At 63.5% G+C, this 17815-nt stretch carries 17 protein-coding genes; 11 read left to right on the top strand and 6 right to left on the bottom strand.

Translation table 11 applies throughout. The features are described 5' to 3' along the window. Window positions 1-486 precede the first annotated feature (486 nt). The 4 genes from HHL14_RS15105 to HHL14_RS15090 all read left to right on the top strand — a co-directional run bounded on the left by HHL14_RS15105 (window position 487) and on the right by HHL14_RS15090 (window position 3921). Window positions 487-1125 carry a MarR family winged helix-turn-helix transcriptional regulator gene (locus HHL14_RS15105; protein ID WP_169498415.1) on the top strand — a complete coding sequence of 213 codons (639 nt, stop codon included), beginning with the start codon at window positions 487-489 and terminating at the stop codon, window positions 1123-1125. 145 nt (window positions 1126-1270) lie between these two features. Further along, entirely contained in the window at window positions 1271-1984 is a 714-nt protein-coding gene (locus HHL14_RS15100) for a glutamine amidotransferase (protein ID WP_169498414.1), read from the top strand. A 73-nt stretch (window positions 1985-2057) separates the two neighbouring features. Further along, window positions 2058-3170 (top strand): NADH:flavin oxidoreductase/NADH oxidase, encoded by a 1113-nt coding sequence (locus HHL14_RS15095; RefSeq protein ID WP_169498413.1) that lies wholly within the window; start codon window positions 2058-2060, stop codon window positions 3168-3170. A 211-nt stretch (window positions 3171-3381) separates the two neighbouring features. Next, window positions 3382-3921, top strand: coding sequence for an SET domain-containing protein (locus HHL14_RS15090; RefSeq protein WP_169498412.1), 540 nt, complete (start codon window positions 3382-3384; stop codon window positions 3919-3921). Between the two features lie 134 nt (window positions 3922-4055). Here HHL14_RS15090 and HHL14_RS15085 read toward each other — a convergent pair whose 3' ends face one another. Beyond that, window positions 4056-5594, bottom strand: coding sequence for a sensor histidine kinase (locus tag HHL14_RS15085; RefSeq protein WP_169498411.1), 1539 nt, complete (start codon window positions 5592-5594; stop codon window positions 4056-4058). A 167-nt stretch (window positions 5595-5761) separates the two neighbouring features. Further along, window positions 5762-6448, bottom strand: coding sequence for a response regulator (locus HHL14_RS15080; RefSeq protein ID WP_013090980.1), 687 nt, complete (start codon window positions 6446-6448; stop codon window positions 5762-5764). Window positions 6449-6597: 149 nt separating this feature from the next. Here HHL14_RS15080 and HHL14_RS15075 point away from each other — a divergent pair, with 149 nt between their 5' ends. Next, entirely contained in the window at window positions 6598-6822 is a 225-nt protein-coding gene (locus HHL14_RS15075) for a DUF3717 domain-containing protein (protein WP_169498410.1), read from the top strand. A 105-nt stretch (window positions 6823-6927) separates the two neighbouring features. Here HHL14_RS15075 and HHL14_RS15070 read toward each other — a convergent pair whose 3' ends face one another. Together HHL14_RS15070 and phhA are read right to left on the bottom strand one after the other, a co-directional pair. Then, window positions 6928-7248 (bottom strand): 4a-hydroxytetrahydrobiopterin dehydratase, encoded by a 321-nt coding sequence (locus HHL14_RS15070; RefSeq protein WP_329601666.1) that lies wholly within the window; start codon window positions 7246-7248, stop codon window positions 6928-6930. Window positions 7249-7321: 73 nt separating this feature from the next. Further along, a complete protein-coding gene (gene phhA / locus HHL14_RS15065; protein WP_169498408.1) occupies window positions 7322-8215 on the bottom strand; it encodes a phenylalanine 4-monooxygenase in 894 nt (297 codons plus the stop codon). Window positions 8216-8364: 149 nt separating this feature from the next. On the opposite strand from phhA, the gene HHL14_RS15060 reads away from it, so the two are divergent. Then, entirely contained in the window at window positions 8365-8856 is a 492-nt protein-coding gene (locus HHL14_RS15060) for an Lrp/AsnC family transcriptional regulator (protein WP_026225524.1), read from the top strand. Between the two features lie 152 nt (window positions 8857-9008). Here the strand turns inward: HHL14_RS15060 and HHL14_RS15055 are convergent, their stop codons facing one another. Further along, complete coding sequence (locus tag HHL14_RS15055; protein WP_169498407.1) at window positions 9009-9545, bottom strand: class IV adenylate cyclase; 537 nt, start codon at window positions 9543-9545, stop codon at window positions 9009-9011. Window positions 9546-9858: 313 nt separating this feature from the next. Next, window positions 9859-10758, bottom strand: coding sequence for a LysR family transcriptional regulator (locus tag HHL14_RS15050; RefSeq protein ID WP_169498406.1), 900 nt, complete (start codon window positions 10756-10758; stop codon window positions 9859-9861). Window positions 10759-10905: 147 nt separating this feature from the next. On the opposite strand from HHL14_RS15050, the gene HHL14_RS15045 reads away from it, so the two are divergent. The 5 genes from HHL14_RS15045 (at window position 10906) to HHL14_RS15025 (ending at window position 17514) form a co-directional block, all read left to right on the top strand. After that, a complete protein-coding gene (locus tag HHL14_RS15045; protein ID WP_169498405.1) occupies window positions 10906-12453 on the top strand; it encodes a CoA-acylating methylmalonate-semialdehyde dehydrogenase in 1548 nt (515 codons plus the stop codon). 144 nt (window positions 12454-12597) lie between these two features. Beyond that, complete coding sequence (locus tag HHL14_RS15040; RefSeq protein WP_169498404.1) at window positions 12598-14313, top strand: GMC family oxidoreductase; 1716 nt, start codon at window positions 12598-12600, stop codon at window positions 14311-14313. Window positions 14314-14671: 358 nt separating this feature from the next. Continuing rightward, window positions 14672-15451 (top strand): ABC transporter ATP-binding protein, encoded by a 780-nt coding sequence (locus tag HHL14_RS15035; RefSeq protein WP_169498403.1) that lies wholly within the window; start codon window positions 14672-14674, stop codon window positions 15449-15451. Beyond that, a complete protein-coding gene (locus tag HHL14_RS15030) occupies window positions 15448-16206 on the top strand; it encodes an ABC transporter ATP-binding protein (protein WP_169498402.1) in 759 nt (252 codons plus the stop codon). The genes HHL14_RS15035 and HHL14_RS15030 overlap by 4 nt, the downstream gene beginning before the upstream one ends. 93 nt (window positions 16207-16299) lie before the next feature. Continuing rightward, complete coding sequence (locus HHL14_RS15025; protein WP_169498401.1) at window positions 16300-17514, top strand: ABC transporter substrate-binding protein; 1215 nt, start codon at window positions 16300-16302, stop codon at window positions 17512-17514. Window positions 17515-17815 lie beyond the last annotated feature (301 nt).

Here is a 17815-nt window from a genome sequence, read left to right as displayed (position 1 = left end):
AAATTTTTAGGTTTTTTTGCGCGCCCGGCCCTTCAGATTTTTCGAAAGTTTACGTATACAAACGTAGTAGTCGTTAACAAGCATTGTCGAAGCCTGTGGACAACTGAATAATTTCTTGCAAAGTCAACACGCTGGGGAAATGATAAGTGGGCGCGTCGGACGTGTGTCGCAGGCCCCCAGGCAAGCACAACCGAGGAAACGTTCGACATGCTGCAAGTACTTGTCTGCAAACAGTACACAGGCTGTCCAAACGTTTTCCCCTGATTATCCACAGCATCCGTTGGATAAGTTAGCTGTACGATTTGCCGCTCTCGAATAGAATGTCGTTTTCGCCGCTTCAGAGCTTCCGAGGCGGTAAATTTTTGAGATAGTAGAAAAACGGTTTCGTCCGCGGTTGGGCGAAGCTACCCCACACACGCAACGGGCACGCACGGCAGGCAGTTCGCCGGCAGTGCACGAAAGCGGTAAATAAACGAATCGAAGATTATGAGCGAAGGTGTATACGGAGAACAGGCAGCCGGGCGAGTGACCCACAGCCTCTTGCGATTGAGCACGGCGATGCGAAGCCAGGCTTGGGAATGGGCGGAAGGCGCAGGCCTCACGCCGACCCAGGGCGAAATCCTCGTGCTTTTGATGCAGCGCAAGGGACCGATGCGTCTCGGCGAAATCGCGCGTGAAACGGCGTTGACCGCTGCCACCACCAGCGACGCGGTGAGCACGCTCGAAACCAAGGGCCTCGTCGAAAAGCGTCGTGCGCTCGACGACGGTCGCGCACTCGCGGTTCGCCTGACCTCGCGTGGCCGCACCGCCGCGAAGCGCGCGGCGCAATGGCCGGAGTTCCTGAGCAAGGCCGTCGGCACGCTGCGCGACGACGAGCAGGCCGTGTTCTACCGCACGCTGCTCAAGACCATCTATCTGCTCGAAGCGCAAAACACGATCCCGTCGCATCGTATGTGCTTAAGCTGCTCGCATTTCCAGCCGAGCAAGAACCCGAAGAAGACGCCGCATCACTGCGCGCTGCTCGACCTGAACATGTCGGACACCGATCTGCGTCTCGACTGCTCCGTGCACGAAACCGCGGACGTCGCCAGCCAGAAGAAAACCTGGAAGATCTTCGCCCAGTAAAAAGGGGCATTTTCCGGAGCAATCCGCTAACATGGCCTCGCCGGCAAACGGCGGGCGGCACTGCCGCCTGTCTGCCGGCTAGCGCTGTGCAATGACCCGGTCGTTGGCGGCAAGTCCTTAGTTAACCTGAAGGTAGGGCAGGCCGATGAATCGCGAAGTATTGGCCATTCGCCATGTGCACTTCGAGGATCTGGGTAGTCTGGAACTCGTGCTTGGCGAACGTGGACGTCCGGTCCGTTATCTCGACGTCGGGGTCGCCCGTATCGAGGCACCCAATCCGGTTTCGGCCTCTTTGATGGTGGTGCTCGGCGGCCCAATCAGCGCCACCGACGACGCGCTGTATCCAACGCTCGCGCCGCTGCTCGCGATGATCGAAAAACGCATCGCGGCCGGTCTGCCGACGCTGGGCATCTGCCTCGGCGCACAGCTGATCGCGCGGGCGCTCGGTGCTCGCCTCTATCCCGCGGCGCAAGCCGAACTCGGCTGGACCCCACTCACGCTCACCGATGCCGGCCGCGCTTCGCCGCTGCGTCATCTGGACGGCGAGCATACGTCGATGCTGCATTGGCACGGCGAGACCTTCGAGCTTCCCGCCGGCGCGACACGTCTCGCATCGACCCCCGCCTGCGAGAACCAGGCGTTCGCCTGGGGCAAGCACGTGCTCGGTCTGCAGTGTCATCCCGAGATTCGCACCGACCGTTTTGAGCCCTGGCTGATCGGCAATGCGAGCGAACTGGCCGGCCATGGCATCGATGCGCGCGCGCTACGCGCCGACACCGCGCAACACGGTCCCGCACTCGAAGCCGCCGCGCGCCGTATGTTCGATGAATGGCTCGATAGCGTCGAGCCGAAGGCCTGAGCCGCCACGTTCATGCATTAAACCGCTTGCAGTGCTATGCTCGATCGCTCTCGGGTTTTCACTGGGCGAATCCATGAGCGCGCTTTTTTCTCCGCTCACGCTGCGTAGCGTGACGCTTCCTAATCGTATCGTCGTATCCCCGATGTGCCAGTACTCTGCCGAACGCGGCGAGGCGACCGCATGGCACATGATTCACCTCGGCAGCCTTGCGCTGTCCGGCGCGGGCATGCTGTGCATCGAAGCGACCGCGGTCGAGCCGGATGGCCGCATCACCCCGGGCGATCTCGGCTTGTGGGACGACACGACCGAAGCCGCGCTCGTACCGGTGCTGGCCGCGATCCGCAAGCATTCGCATATCAACGTGACGATGCAGCTCGCGCATGCCGGCCGCAAGGCGTCGAGCCACGCGCCTTGGGACGGCGGTCAGCTGATTCCGGTCGCGCAGGGCGGCTGGCTGCCGCACGCGCCGTCGGCATTGCCGCATAAGCCGGGCGAGGAGCCGCCGCTCGCGCTCGACGTCGCCGGTCTGAACCGGATCCGCGAAGCGTTCGGCGCCTCGGCGCGCCGTGCCGCGCGTCTTGGCATCGATGCACTCGAGGTGCATGCGGCGCATGGCTATCTGCTGCATCAGTTCCTGTCGCCGATCGCGAATCAGCGCGACGATGAATACGGCGGCTCGCTCGAAAACCGCATGCGTTTCCCGCTCGAAATCTTCGACATCGTGCGTGCTGCATTCCCGGCCGACAAACCGGTCGGCGTGCGCGTATCGGCAACCGACTGGGTCGATGGCGGCTGGACGCTCGAAGACACGATCGCGTTCGCGCACGAGCTCGAAAAGCGCGGCTGCGACTGGATCGACGTATCGTCGGGCGGGGTGTCGCCGCTGCAGAAAATTCCGCTCGAACCGGGCTATCAGATTCCGTTCGCCAAGGCGGTCAAGCATGCGACCGGCCTCACGACGATCGGCGTCGGTCTGATTACCGATCCGCTGCATGCGGAGCAACTGATCGAAGCGGGCGACGCCGATCTGATCGCGCTCGCTCGTGCGCTGCTCTACAACCCGCGCTGGCCGTGGCACGCGGCGGCGCAACTCGGCGCCACGGTCGAAGCGCCGCCGCAGTACTGGCGCTCGCAGCCGCGCGAGCAGAAGGCGCTGTTCGGCGACATTTCGTTTGGTCAACGATGACGCCCACCGCACACCGGGCAAACGCATCGTTCGACGGTTGAACGATGCCATCGACAGCGTGTAGGATTCCGGTTGTGGCGCATGGTGCGTCGCACGTCGACGCGGCGCTCGCAGGGCGCCGCGTTTGCTATCCGCGTCAGGAAAATCCGCGCGCAAGACGTGGCTGACGATTGCCCGATTTCATCCCCAGTTCTTCACAAGGATTCATTCAATGAATTCACGCAGGATCGCCGTGCGCCGTTCGGGTGTGCACGGCAAAGGCGTGTTTGCCCTCGAACCCATTGCCGCCGGCGAGCGGCTGATCGAATACAAGGGCGAGCGGATCTCCTGGAAAGAAGCATTGCGCCGTCATCCGCACAATCCGGCCGAACCGAATCACACGTTCTACTTCGCGCTCGACAACGGCAAGGTGATCGACGGCAAGGTGGACGGCAATAGCGCGCGCTGGATCAATCATTCGTGCGCGCCGAACTGCGAGGCCGAGGAGATCGACGGGCACGTGTACGTGCACGCGCTGCACGATATCGCCGAAGGCGAAGAGCTTTTTTACGACTACGGCCTCGTGATCGACGCGCGTCAGACGAAGAAGCTGAAGAAGGAATACGAATGCCGTTGCGGCGCGCGCAAGTGTCGCGGCACGATGCTGGCGCCGCCGGAAGAAGGCAAATCGGGTAAAGGCAAGGAGTCCGGCAAGGCGGACAAGTCCAGCAAGTCGACGAGCAAGTCGACGAAGAAAGCGAAGAAGAAGTGAGCGGTGGTGGGTGCCGCGCGGGCCGGGTGGATTGAATCTATCGGGTGCTTTGATTAGGAGGCGTTGATCGCGTCGCGCGAACCGTCCGTCTGATCGTCAGAGTCGAAGCAGTTCGCGCGGCGCGCTTTACCTTGCTACAGATCCACCGGCGCCGAGGGCGCCGGTTTTTTTGCCAGGCGTCGCGCGTCGGCATCGTTCGTGGTGGTCGCGGCGGTCGTGGTGCTGTCGGGCGTACCGGCCGACGTACCTGCGGGCAGCAGCGGAACCCGCACGATAAAGCGTGCACCGCCTTCCGGTGCATCTTCGTAATGCACGCTGCCGTGGTGCAGCACCATGATGTCGTGGACGATCGCGAGGCCCAGACCCGCGCCGCTATCGACGCCGGCTTCGCTCTGCCCGTCGCCGCGGAAAAAGCGCTTGAACAGATCCACCTGCTGCGAATGCGGCACGCCGGGCCCATTATCTTCGACGACGATCTCCGCCATGCGCAGATCGTCGATCAGCGTTTGAGATACCGTCACCGTAATACGTCCGCCGTCGATGCGCGAGGGCGGCACGTACTTCAGCGCGTTATCCAGCAGATTCGCGATCACTTCATGCAGCAGCACCGGATTGCCACGCGCCATCAGCGGGTGATCGTTCGCCGGATCGTCGAGACGCTGGAAGCCGAGGTCCACACGCACGGCGAGCGCACGCGGCACCCATTCGGCGCCGGTGTCGAACGCGAGCGCGGCCATGTCGACGTTGACGAAGCGCGCGGCCTGTTCGCCCGGCTCCGCGCGCGCGAGCGACAGCAACTGATTCGACAGCCGCACCGCGCGATCGGCGGCGGAGCGCAATTCGCGCACGGCCGCCAGCGTCTGTTGCGGATCGCGCGCGACGGCCGCCTGCTCGGCGTGCAGCTTCACCGCGGTCAACGGCGTGCGCAGCTGATGCGCGGCGTCGGCGATGAATTTGCGTTGCGCATCGAGCGCGGACTTCAGACGATCGAGCAGCGCGTTCAACGCGCCGGTGAGCGGACGGATTTCGACCGGCACATAGGTTTCGTCGACCGGTTCGAGCGACGTGTGAGTCTGCCGGTTTAGCGAATCCGCAAGCGCGGTCAGCGGATTGAGCTGCTGATTGACGACGCGCCACACGATCACCCAGCCGGCCAGCAGCAGCAACAGCAACGGCATCATGATCGCGACCAGGAATTCGGCGGCGATGCGAAAACGGTGATGCACCGGCTGGCCGACCTCGACGACGATCGGATTGCCGGACGGCTGATCGACCCGCACCTGCGCGACGCGCACGGTCACGCCCTCGTGCTGCGTTTCGAAGACATACGCGTAATGCATCCGCCGCACGTTGGTGCCTTGCAGCGGCAGGTTGTGGTCGCCGGCGATTTCGGTCTCACCGTCGCTGATCCGGTAGACGAGCTGTTCGACCGGATCGGAGAACATCGCCTGAGCGAGTGGCGGCACCGTGACCGACGCTTCCGGTCCGGCAATCTGGATCTGTTTGGAGATCGCGGTGGCGAGGTCGGCGAGCGAGCGGTCGACCACGTGCTGCGTGTACTGCCACGCGAGCCAGTAAGCGATCAGGCCGCTCATCAGTGCGAGCAGCGAGAGGGGAGCAGCGAGGCGCCGCAGCAGCGTGCGGCGCAGACTATCGGCGGCCGGCTGGGGCATGGTCGTACACGCGGGAAGTTGGTGGTAACAGCGAGGACAACGGCGCGAGCCGCATTGAGAGGTTCATGGCGCCGGCACGGCGCGCAGCGGATGCGTTGGGCGCAACCGACGCACGGCGCCGGTTTGGCGCCGTCAGGCCGCGACGCGACGCGCGGCCTTCACGGCGATTACGCAGCCTGGCGGATTTCCTGCAACAGGTAGCCAAAGCCACGCACGGTGACGATTTCGACACGGCAGTTCTCGAGCTTCTTGCGCACGCGGTGCACATAGACTTCGATCGCGGTATCGCCGAGATCGCCGCCGAAGTGCGTCAGATGATCTTGCAGCTGCGCCTTGCTGACCACGCGGCCATGACGCAGCAACAGCATTTCGAGCACCGCGAATTCGCGCGGCGACAGTTCGAGCGGCTTGTCGTCATTGAAGATGCGGCGATCGACACCCGACAGACGCACGCCACCGAGCGACACTTCCGGACGCGGCATGTCGCCGTGCGGACCGCTGCGGCGCATCACCGCGCGAATGCGCGCTTCGAGTTCGGCGGGTTCGAACGGCTTCAGCATGTAGTCGTCGGCGCCGGAATTCAGGCCTTGCACGCGGTCGTTCAGTTCGTCGCGCGCGGTCAGGATGATCACCGGCGTGTGGCGGTTGCTCTGGCGGAAACGCGACAGCAGCGTCATGCCGTCGATGCCCGGCAGACCGAGGTCGAGGATCACGAGTTCGTGGCGGTTTTGCGTGAGGGCCTGTTCGGCAAAGATGCCGTCATGGACCATGTCGACGGTGAAGCCGGCTTGTTCGAGACTGCTTTGGATGCCGCGTGCGATGGGACGGTCATCTTCGATCAGAAGGAGTCGCATGGATTTCGCTCAAGTACAATGGGTTTAGGCGTTTGGGCAAGCGGTTCGCCGGGGCGCCTGCTGCACAGGCAGCGTGCGAAGCGGCGGAAAACGCGCCACGAAACCGCTGTCGAGCCGTCCTGGAACGCCTTGCTAGCCATCACGAAGTCATGTCCGAGATCAGCATTCACGAACTGGAAGCCGCGATCAACTTCTGGCGTGCCCGCTCGCCTTCAGGCGGCGACGAACTCGTTCTGTGCAAGGAGGCAAGCGCGCTCTCCAAGCCGTATGCGCTGCTGATTGTACAGCGTCAAACATCGCTATCGCCGGATCGTTTGGACCCGATTGCAAAACAGGCGTGGGAATCTTACGTTCGACTTAATAATAGCCTGTAGAACTGAAGGTTTGCCCAGGGAATTGCCTGCATTGCCCTTTCATCCCGGCCGGATTGACTGCCATGCGATAGGTAAACGCGCATAAAACGCGGCCAAATTTTTGTATTACACGGTAATACTGTCGATGAACGACGCGAGTGCGATGTCGCGTTCGGTCACGCCGCTCGCTTCATGCGTGGATAACGTGATGTCGACCTGGTTGTAGACGTTGAACCACTCCGGGTGGTGATCCATTTCCTGTGCCTTGATCGCGACGCGCGTCATGAAGCCGAACGCCTCGTTGAAATCCGCAAATTCGATGTGGCGGTGAATCGCATCGCGTCCGTCGATGCTTTGCCAGCCCGTCAGCTTCGCCAACTGCCGGGTGCGTTCGTCGGAACTCAGTTTCTGAATCATGGTGTGACCTCGTTGAACGAACTCGCGCACCCGCGAGGCGCGCGCAATCCGCTATTTTTTCATGGATAGGGCGTGAGCGTGGACAGGCGCATTGCCTCCGCGCTCAAACGTCGCCGTCGTCCTGCCAGCCTTCGCGCGACCCGCGTGTGATGACGCGGTCGCTATCGAGCACGTCGCCTGCCGCGAACGCCGGGGCCTTCGCGAGCTTCGTCAGCAGCGGCGCGAAATCGGTTTGCGCGACGCCGAACAGCTGCTCGAAGTCATCGATGACGAAGTAGCTTTTCTGGAACGTGTCGATCCGGTATCGAGTGCGCATCACGCGTTCCAGCTCGAAGCCGAGACGGTTCGGCGCGGCGCTCTGCTGGCTGTAGAGCGTCTCGCCCTTGCTTGACACGATGCCCGCGCCGTAGATCTTCACGCCGTTCGGACTGGCGGCATCGCGGATCAGTCCGAACTCGACTGTGTACCAATAAAGTCGCGCTAGCAGCGGCAGCGCGCCGGCGTCGTTGGCCGCGAGCGCGGCGCGGCCGTACGCGTGCATGTAGTCGGCGAAGATTGGCTGGATCAGCAGCGGCACGTGGCCGAACAGATCGTGAAAACAGTCGGGTTCCTGCAGATAGTCGAGCTGATCCGGCCGACGCATCCACCATGTGACCGGGAAGCGGCGGTTCGCGAGATGCTCGAAAAACACCTGATCGGGCACGAGGCCCGGCACCGCGACGATGCGCCAGCCGGTAGCGGGCGTGAGCTTCGCGTTGATGTCGTCGAACGAGGGCACGTGCGTGGCCGGCATACCGATCCGCTCGAGTCCGGCGAGGAATTCGTCGCACACGCGGCCTTCGAGCAGTGCGGTTTGCCGCGCGTATAGCTGTTGCCAGACCGCGTGATCGACCGCGCCGTAACGTTCGAGCGGTTGATCGATCGTGAAGTCGGCGCGGGTTTCGAGGCCGGCGTCGAACTGTTCCTTGAGTCTGGCGGTGTTGGCTGAGGCGGACATGGCGTAGCGGCTCTAGAACGCGAATCGCGTGAAATCGATGCATGCGAGTGTAGAGCGGCGTGAGCGCGGAAAGGGCGCAATGTTGGCGTCAATTTATGCCTATATGCAATAATCGAGCATTATTAATCGTTTTAATGCGGAAAATTAACATGCTCGAACTCGATCACTTCGATCTCGCGCTGCTCGACGTGTTGCAGCGCTTCGGCCGCGCCACGCATCAGCAACTGGCCGAGCAGGTGCCGCTGTCGCCGTCGCAGATCGGCCGACGTTTGCAGCGGCTGGAGCAGGTGGGCGTCGTGGACGGCTATCGCGTCGTGCTGAGGCCGGAAAAGCTCGGGCTCGGCGTCACCGCTTTTACGAGCCTGAAACTGAAGCATCATGGCGATTCGATCATCGAACAGTTCCAGCAGCAGATCGACGTGCTGCCTGAAGTGCTCGAATGCCATGCGGTGGTCGGCGACGCCGATTATCTGCTGCGCATCGTCGCGCCGGATCTGAACTACCTGTCGACGTTTGTGATGAAAAAGCTGATGCGTGTGCCGGGCGTCGATAGCGTGCGCTCGAATATCGTGCTGACCACGTTCAAGCGCAATGGGCCGTTGCCGCTTGGACATCTGGCGCCGGGTGCGGCGGCGGTGTGACAGGGCGAGGCTTAAGGTTTAAGGCGGTCGGCAGCGAGAGCTTGCTAACCGCCATGTGAGGTTGGGCGCGCCGACCGTGCCGACCTCGACGAAGGAGGGCGGGCCGCGCGCATCCTGCCGCGGCCCAAAACGCGATGCCGGCGCAGCAAAACTCAGGCTGCCTGCTTCGGCTCGTTCTCCGAATTCAGCAGATCGACATAGGCAACCGGCACCAGATCCGCTTCCGACACGCCCAGGGTCTTGAACATGTCATGCGCTTCGGCGTGGCCGCCTTCCTCGTCGTCATCCTGCGCGAGCACCACTTCGAGTTCGACGAAGTCGCCGAGACCGTCGACGCGGTCCAGATGAATCCGCGTGCGCCCAACCAGATACACGTGCCGCTCCTTCGTAACGATGCCGCGCGTGGTCAGTGCGGTCGCGAGCAGCGAATGCATCGCTTCGGGATTCGTCACCGGGCTGCGCGTGTAGTACGACGCCTTCGGGCCGTCGCGGTCGTCGCGCTGATAGAAGATCAGCTCGGCCGGCGTGCCGTCGTCGAACTGGCGCAGTTTCAGGCGACCGCGCGGCACGTCGTAGAAAAAGTCCTGCTGGCGGAAGATCAGCGGCGCGTCCGGCGCGAGTTGCGCGGCGCGCTCGCGCAGCTGCTCGAAATGCTGGGCGCGGGCTTTGATTTCGATGTTGCGTGCCATGTCAGGCTCCTGTCGGTAGATCGGGTGGTCGGCGGCGGCCGGCTTGGCCGATGTGGCTGGCGAGCCGCCGCCGGGAAGGACAAACTCGGACGGAAGGAGAAACGGTGCGGCCGGGACGCAGGCGCAAACCCCCAATCTAGCAAAAACTTCGTGACGGTGTAGTTTCAGCGGCACGCGTGGGGGATAGGTTGCACATTTGCTGGCTCATTTTCGAAATTACTCGCCGGCTCAATCGCGCCGCGCAGGCGTGGCATTAGCGCGACTCATATCTCAAATTGCAGCAGCGCGTCGAACGATCCGATGCCGATGCCGATCAATTGGCCCACTGCTGCTCGATCAGCTTCAACGCGGCGGCGATCGCCGGCTCGTCCTTGCGCTCGTCGAGCGTGATGAAGCTCAACTGCGTCGGCACCGTGATGCCTTCGACGATCGTCAGCGCGTGCGCATGCGCTTCGGCGATCGCGGTGGCGTCGCGCGCGAGCGTCAGGCCGACGCCCGACTTCACCAGATCGAGCATCGATGGCTCCTGGTCGACCTCGGCCACCTTGACCGGCTTCACGCCCGCTTCGCCGAAGCAGCGCGACAGCAGCCGGTTATGCGCGGACGCGGGCGGCGTCCAGATCCACGGCAGCGCGGCGAGCGAGCGCCAGTCGCGCGCACCCTTCACGCGATCTTTCCAGCCGGCCGGCGCAAGCACGCGGTACTGGAACTGCGTGAGCGTGAGCGCATGAAACGTGGCGCCGTCGCGCGGGTCGTCGTTGGACGGCAGGCCGATGTAATAGCCGACGTCGAGCTCGCCCGCGCGAATCTGCTCGAGCACCCAGCCCGACATGCCGTGGCGTAGCGCGGTTTCGATCTGCGGCCATGTCTCGACCAGCTGCTTCAGGAAGCCGCCGAGACGCAAAAACTCGGGGTCGAGAATCGTGCCGATTCGCAGGCGGCCGCGCACTTCCTGGCGCAGCGATTGCGCCGCACGCTGCACGTCCGCCGCCGCGCCGAGCGCGCGTTCCGCATGCGGCAGCAACGCCTGGCCGTCGCGTGTGAGCGCGAGTCCGTGCGAGGTCCGCGTGAACAGCGTCACGCCGAGCGCCTCCTGCAAATGCTTGATTTGCAGGCTGACGGCGGGTTGGGTCAGGTGCAGTTGCACCGCGGCACGCGTGAGGTTGCCCTCGCGTGCGACGGTGACGAAAGCCCGGAGCAGAGTCAGATCCATACGCTGATATTAGCGCGGCTTATAGCGCAGTTGAGCAATACTCATTGGATTTGTCGGGCCGATGCGCCGTACGCTTGGCGTTCAATACGCTTGCGGCGCTCAAAACTCCGGGCGTCGGGCGGACGATTTCACAGCAAGAGGGACGAGATGAGCGAGACATATCAGGACAACGCCGTGCAGCAGCGTGCAACGCGTACTGCAACCAGCGCGCTGAGCCACATCATCAACGGTCACGCGATCGACGGAACCAGCGGCCGTTTCGGCGATGTTTTCAATCCGGCGCTCGGTAGCGTCAGCAGGCGCGTGCCGCTCGCGAGCGTCGCCGAAGTGGATGCCGCGGTCGCCGCCGCCAAAGCCGCGTTTCCCGCATGGAGCGAAACCGCGCCGATCAAACGGGCGCGCGTGCTGTTCAAGTTCAAGGAGTTGCTCGACCGTCACCATGACGAACTCGCGGAACTGATCACGCGCGAGCACGGCAAGGTATTTTCCGACGCGAAGGGCGAGGTGATGCGCGGCATCGAGATCGTCGAATTCGCGTGCGGCATTCCGAATCTGCTGAAGACCGATTTCACCGATCAGATCGGCGGCGGCATCGACAACTGGAATCTGCGTCAGCCGCTCGGCGTGGTCGCCGGCATCACGCCGTTCAATTTCCCGATGATGGTGCCGTGCTGGATGTTCCCCGTCGCGATTGCGTGCGGCAACACCTTCGTGCTGAAGCCGTCGGAGCGCGATCCGTCGGCGGCGAACCGGCTCGCCGAACTGCTGAAGGAAGCGGGGCTGCCGGACGGGGTGTTCAACGTCGTGCACGGCGACAAGGTCGCGGTCGATGCGCTGCTCGTGCATCCGGATGTGAGCGCGCTGTCGTTCGTCGGCTCGACGCCGATCGCCGAATACATCTACACGGAAGGCACGAAGCACGGCAAGCGCGTGCAGGCGTTGGGCGGGGCAAAGAATCACCTCGTCGTGATGCCCGATGCCGATCTCGACCAGGCGGTCGATGCGTTGATCGGCGCGGCCTACGGTTCGGCCGGCGAGCGCTGCATGGCGATCTCGGTGGCGGTCGCGGTGGGCCATATCGCCGATGAGCTGATCGAACGTCTGACGCCGCGCGTGCAGAGCCTGAAGATTCTCAACGGCATGGAAGCGGCGGCCGAGATGGGCCCGCTCGTCACCGGCGCGCATCGCGACAAGGTGGTCGGCTATATCGACGCCGGCATCACGGCGGGTGCGAAGCTGGTGGTCGACGGACGCGGTCATCAGGTGGCCGGTCACGAGCAGGGCTTCTTCCTCGGCGGCACGCTGTTCGACGACGTGTCGCCCGACATGAAGATCTATCGCGAGGAAATTTTCGGGCCGGTGCTGTGTGTGGTGCGCGTGCCGGATTTCGCGTCGGCGGTCGAGCTGATCAACGCGAATCAGTTTGCGAACGGCGTGTCGCTGTTCACGTCCGACGGCGGTATCGCGCGGGCATTCTCGCGGCAGATCGAAATCGGCATGGTCGGCATCAACGTGCCGATTCCGGTGCCGATGGCGTGGCATTCGTTCGGCGGCTGGAAGAAGTCGCTGTTCGGCGATCATCACGCGTACGGCGAGGAAGGCGTGCGCTTCTATACGCGCTACAAGAGCATCATGCAGCGCTGGCCGGACAGCATCGCGAAGGGTGCCGAATTCACGATGCCGGTCGCCAAATAAGCGGGTGGTTTGCGTGGGCACGTGCGTCATCGCGCGTGCCCGCGAACAAAAAATAAAAGCCCGTCGTCGTGCCTGCAGTTGTGCCCACGGCAGAGCGAACTTCTATTCGCGCGGGCGGCGGCAAAATGCTTAGGAGACTGAACGATGAGTCACAGCGACAGTACGCTCGCGTCCGCCCGTCGACTCGAAGGCGAGTTCGACTACATCGTCGTTGGCGCGGGCACCGCGGGTTGCGTGCTGGCCAACCGCCTCACCGAAGATCCCGACGTCAGCGTGCTGCTGCTCGAAGCCGGCGGCAAGGACGACTATCACTGGATCCACGTGCCGGTCGGCTACCTCTACTGCATCGGCAACCCGCGCACCGACTGGCTGTACAAAACCGAGGCCGAGCCGGGCCTGAACGGCCGCGCGCTGTCGTATCCGCGCGGCCGCGTGCTGGGCGGCAGCTCGTCGATCAACGGCATGATCTACATGCGTGGCCAGCGCGAAGACTACGACGAGTGGGCGCGCGTGACCAACGACAGTTCGTGGTCGTGGGATGCGGTGCTGCCGGTCTTCAAACGCAGCGAGGATCATCACGGCGGGGCCAACGAATCGCATGGCGCGGGTGGACCGTGGCGCGTCGAAAAACAGCGCCTCAAATGGAAGATTCTTGAAGAGTTCGCGCAAGCCGCGCAGCAAACCGGCATCCCCGCCACCGACGATTTCAACCGCGGCGACAACACCGGCGTCGGCTACTTCGACGTCAACCAGAAGCGCGGCATTCGCTGGAATGCATCGAAGGCATTCTTGCGGCCCGCGATGAAGCGGCCGAATCTGACGATCATCACCGGCGCGCACACGCAGCGCGTGGTGTTCGAAGGACGCCGCTGCGTCGGCGTCGAGTATCGGGGCGGCGACGTCGATTACGTCGCGAAGGCGCGCTGCGAAGTGCTTCTCAGCGCGGGCGCGGTCAACTCGCCGCAGCTGCTCGAATTGTCCGGCGTCGGCAACGGCGCGCGTCTGCGGAATCTCGGTATCGAGGTCGTCAACGATCTGCGCGGTGTCGGCGAAAATCTGCAAGACCATCTGCAACTGCGCATGGCGTATCAGGTGCAGGGCGTGCGCACGCTGAACACGATGTCCGCGCACTGGTGGGGCAAGCTGATGATCGGCGTGCGCTACGCGTTGTTGCAGAGCGGGCCGATGTCGATGTCGCCGTCGCAACTCGGCGCGTTCGCGAAGTCCGATCCCGACGACCGCTCGCTTACGCGTCCCGATCTCGAGTATCACGTGCAGCCGCTGTCGCTCGATCGCTTCGGCGAGCCGCTGCATCGCTTCAATGCGTTCACCGCGTCGGTGTGTCAGTTGCGGCCCACCTCGCGCGGCAGCATCCACATTGGCTCGGCCGACGCATCGGCGCCGCCGTTGATCGCGCCGAACTATCTGTCCACCGATTACGACCGTCACGTCGCCGCGAACGCGTTGCGTCTCACGCGCCGCATCGCCGCGGCGCCCGCGCTCGCGCGCTATCAGCCGAAAGAAATTCTGCCGGGTCTGCAGTATCAGAGCGAAGCGGAATTGCAGCAGGCCGCGGGCGCGGTCGGCACGACGATCTTCCATCCGGTCGGCACCTGCCGCATGGGGACGACCGACGATCCCACGTCGGTGGTTGACAACCGCCTACGAGTTATCGGAGTGGAGGGCCTGCGTGTCGTCGATGCGTCGGTGATGCCGAACATCACGTCGGGCAACACGAATTCGCCGACGCTGATGATCGCCGAGCGCGCGAGCGACATGATTCGCGAGGATCGTCGCGCCCGCGTGAGCGGCAGTGTGTTCGCGCAAACCAGCGGCGCTGCGTCGATGTCCGCTGTGTGACAGCACCGATCAGGTGCGCAGACGTGCGAAGAAGTGCGCAGAAGAGCGAAGCAAAGTGTGAATCAAATGCAAAGAGACACACGACACGCGCGCATCGCATCGGTCATGTTTGCTGCCATCGTGGAGCGTGCGCCGCGCACGCACGGCACGGACCTTGCCCACTAAGTGCAAATCCCAATGAATGCGCTGCATCATTGGCGCGACAATGGCAGCCATGCTGCGTGTCGCGCCGTGGATTACCGTCCTGATTGGTGCAGCACGCCAACGAGCGGCAAGGGGTGCCGCCGTCATAACAAGTCGCGCAGGGTTCCGCGCGGAACGATCGTAGTGCTTCGCCTTACTCCGTATGGAAGGGAACATGATTCTCGGCGATACGATTCTCGAAACGCGCGGCCTCACCCGTGAGTTCAAAGGCTTTGTCGCCGTGAACGGAGTGAACCTGCGCGTGCGCCGCGGCTCGATCCATGCGCTGATCGGCCCCAATGGAGCAGGCAAGACCACCTGCTTCAATCTGCTCACCAAATTTCTCGAACCCACCGCGGGTCAGATCGTCTTCAACGGCGTCGACATCACCGGCGAACGTCCCGCGCAGATCGCGCGGCGCGGCATCATCCGTTCGTTCCAGATTTCCGCGGTATTTCCGCATCTGACGGCATTGCAGAACGTGCGTGTCGGTTTGCAGCGCTCGCTCGGCACCGCGTTTCACTTCTGGAAGAGCGAGCGTACGTTGCGGCGCCTGAACGATCGCGCGATGGATCTGCTGACCCAGGTCGGCCTGACCGATTTCGCCGATGTATTGACCGTCGAGCTCGCCTACGGTCGCAAGCGTGCACTTGAAATCGCCACCACGCTCGCGATGGAACCGGAGCTGATGCTGCTCGACGAACCCACTCAGGGCATGGGTCACGAAGACGTCGACCGCGTGACCGCACTGATCAAAAAAGTATCGGCGGGCCGTACGATCCTGATGGTCGAACACAATATGAACGTGATCGCCGGCATCTCCGACACGATCACCGTACTGCAACGCGGCGAAGTGCTGGCCGAGGGCAGCTACGCGGAAGTGTCGAAGAATCCGCTCGTGATGCAAGCCTATATGGGCAGCGCCGACGCGGCGCTCGCCGGAGCCCACGCATGAATACGACGGTCGAGCGCGAAGGGCTCGAAGCGAGCGAGACGAACAGCGGCGCGGCGGCGCTGGAAATAACGGGGCTGCAAGCCTGGTACGGGGAATCCCACATTCTGCACGGCGTCGATCTGAAGGTCGGCCGCGGCGAGGTCGTCACGCTGCTCGGACGCAACGGCGCGGGCCGCACCACGACGCTGCGCGCGATCATGGGGCTGACGGGGCGCCGCACCGGTTCGATCCGCATCGGCGGTCGCGAAACGATCGACCTGCCCACGCATCGCATCGCGCACTGCGGCATCGGCTATTGCCCGGAAGAGCGCGGTATTTTTTCGAGCCTGTCGTGCGAGGAAAATCTGCTGCTGCCGCCGCCCGTCGGCGACAAGGCGCACATGATGTCGCTCGAGGAAATCTACGCGATGTTCCCGAATCTGCACGAGCGGCGCATGAGCCAGGGCACGCGGCTCTCGGGCGGCGAACAGCAGATGCTGGCGGTCGCGCGGATCCTGCGCACTGGCGCAAATCTGCTGCTGCTCGACGAGATTTCCGAAGGCCTCGCGCCGGTGATCGTGCAGGCGCTCGCGCGCATGATTGTCACGCTGAAGGAGCGCGGCTACACGGTCGTGATGGTCGAGCAGAATTTCCGTTTTGCCGCGCCGCTCGCGGACCGTTTCTATGTGATGGAGCACGGCATGATCGTCGAGCATTTCGGGGCCAGCGAACTCGAAGGCAAGATGCCGGTGCTGCACGATTTACTGGGCGTATAAGCGCGCATGCGCACGCATCGCGAACCTGTGCGGGCGCAGTGGCACGCGCCCGACTGCCTCTGATAACCACAAGCGAAGAACCAGGAGACACGCATGAAAAAGAACCCACTCGCGCGCATTGCCTCGCTCTGTTTCGCGGTCGCCGCCGGCACCGCGCTCACGCTGGGCAGCGCGCAAGCGGCCGACGATGCCGTGAAGATCGGCTTCATCACCGACATGTCGGGGCTGTACGCGGATATCGACGGGCAGGGCGGTCTGGAGGCGATCCGGATGGCGGTCGCCGACTTTGGCGGCAAGGTCAACGGCAAGCCGATCACGGTGCTGTACGCGGATCACCAGAATAAGGCGGACATCGCGGCGTCGCGCGCGCGCGAATGGTTCGATCGCGATGGCGTCGACATGCTGATCGGCGGCACCAACTCGGCAACCGGTCTGTCGATGAACACCGTCGCGGGCGAGAAGCACAAGGTCTATATCAACATCGGCGCCGGCGCCGATACGCTGACCAACGAGCAGTGCACGCCGTACACGGTCCACTACGCGTACGACACGACCGCGCTCGCGAACGGCACCGGCTCGGCGGTGACGAAGCAGGGCGGCAAGACGTGGTACTTCCTGACGGCCGACTACGCGTTCGGCAAGGCGCTCGAAAAAGCGACTTCCGACGTCGTGAAGGCGAACGGCGGCCAGGTGCTCGGCGCGGTGCGTCATCCGCTGTCGGCGTCGGACTTCTCGTCGTTCCTGCTGCAGGCGCAGGCCTCGAAGGCGCAGATCCTCGGTCTCGCGAATGCGGGCGGCGACACGGTCAACTCGATCAAGGCCGCGAAGGAGTTCGGCATTCCGAAGACGATGAAGATCGCCGCGCTGCTGATGTTCATCGACGACGTGCACAGCCTCGGGCTCGAAACCACGCAAGGTCTGGTGCTGACCGACAGCTGGTACTGGAACAAGAACCCCGACACGCGCAAGTGGTCGCAGCGCTACTTCGACAAGATGAAGAAGATGCCGTCGAGCCTGCAGGCCGCCGACTACTCGGCGACGATGAACTATCTGAAGGCGGTGCAGGCAGTCGGCTCGAGCGATCCGGACAAGGTGATGGCGCAACTGCGCAAGGCGAAGATCGACGACTTCTACGCGAAGGGCTACATCCGTCAGGACGGCAGCATGATCCACGACATGTACCTGATGCAGGTGAAGACGCCGGCTGAATCGAAAGAGCCGTGGGACTACTACAAGATCATGGCGACGATTCCGGGCGACCAGGCTTTCACGACCAAGGCGCAGACGCGCTGCGCGTTGTGGAAGTAAGCGCGGGTTTGTACACGGATCGGCAACAGGCGGTCAGCTGACCGCTGCAATCTGAAACATCCGCCGCTGATCGGCTCACGAGCCGCCGCGAATGCACTGCGTGGTCTTGCGGCGCGTTCGCGGTGGGGTAGGGGTTCATGCCAGCGGCAACGCGTTTCATTGACCGGCGAAAGAGTGCGCGGGCGACGAGCGCGCGAGAGCGGGAAGGGCGCAATGACGCGTGATGAACGCGACGCCGCGCGCATCTCGATGCGCACCGCTCGCCGGCCGGATCGTGCGTGACCGATCTCACCTTGACGAT

The organism is Paraburkholderia antibiotica (genome assembly GCF_012927125.1).
Lineage (GTDB): Bacteria > Pseudomonadota > Gammaproteobacteria > Burkholderiales > Burkholderiaceae > Paraburkholderia > Paraburkholderia antibiotica.
Note: the sequence above shows the minus strand (reverse complement) of the source record. Positions and strands in the feature narration are given on the sequence as shown.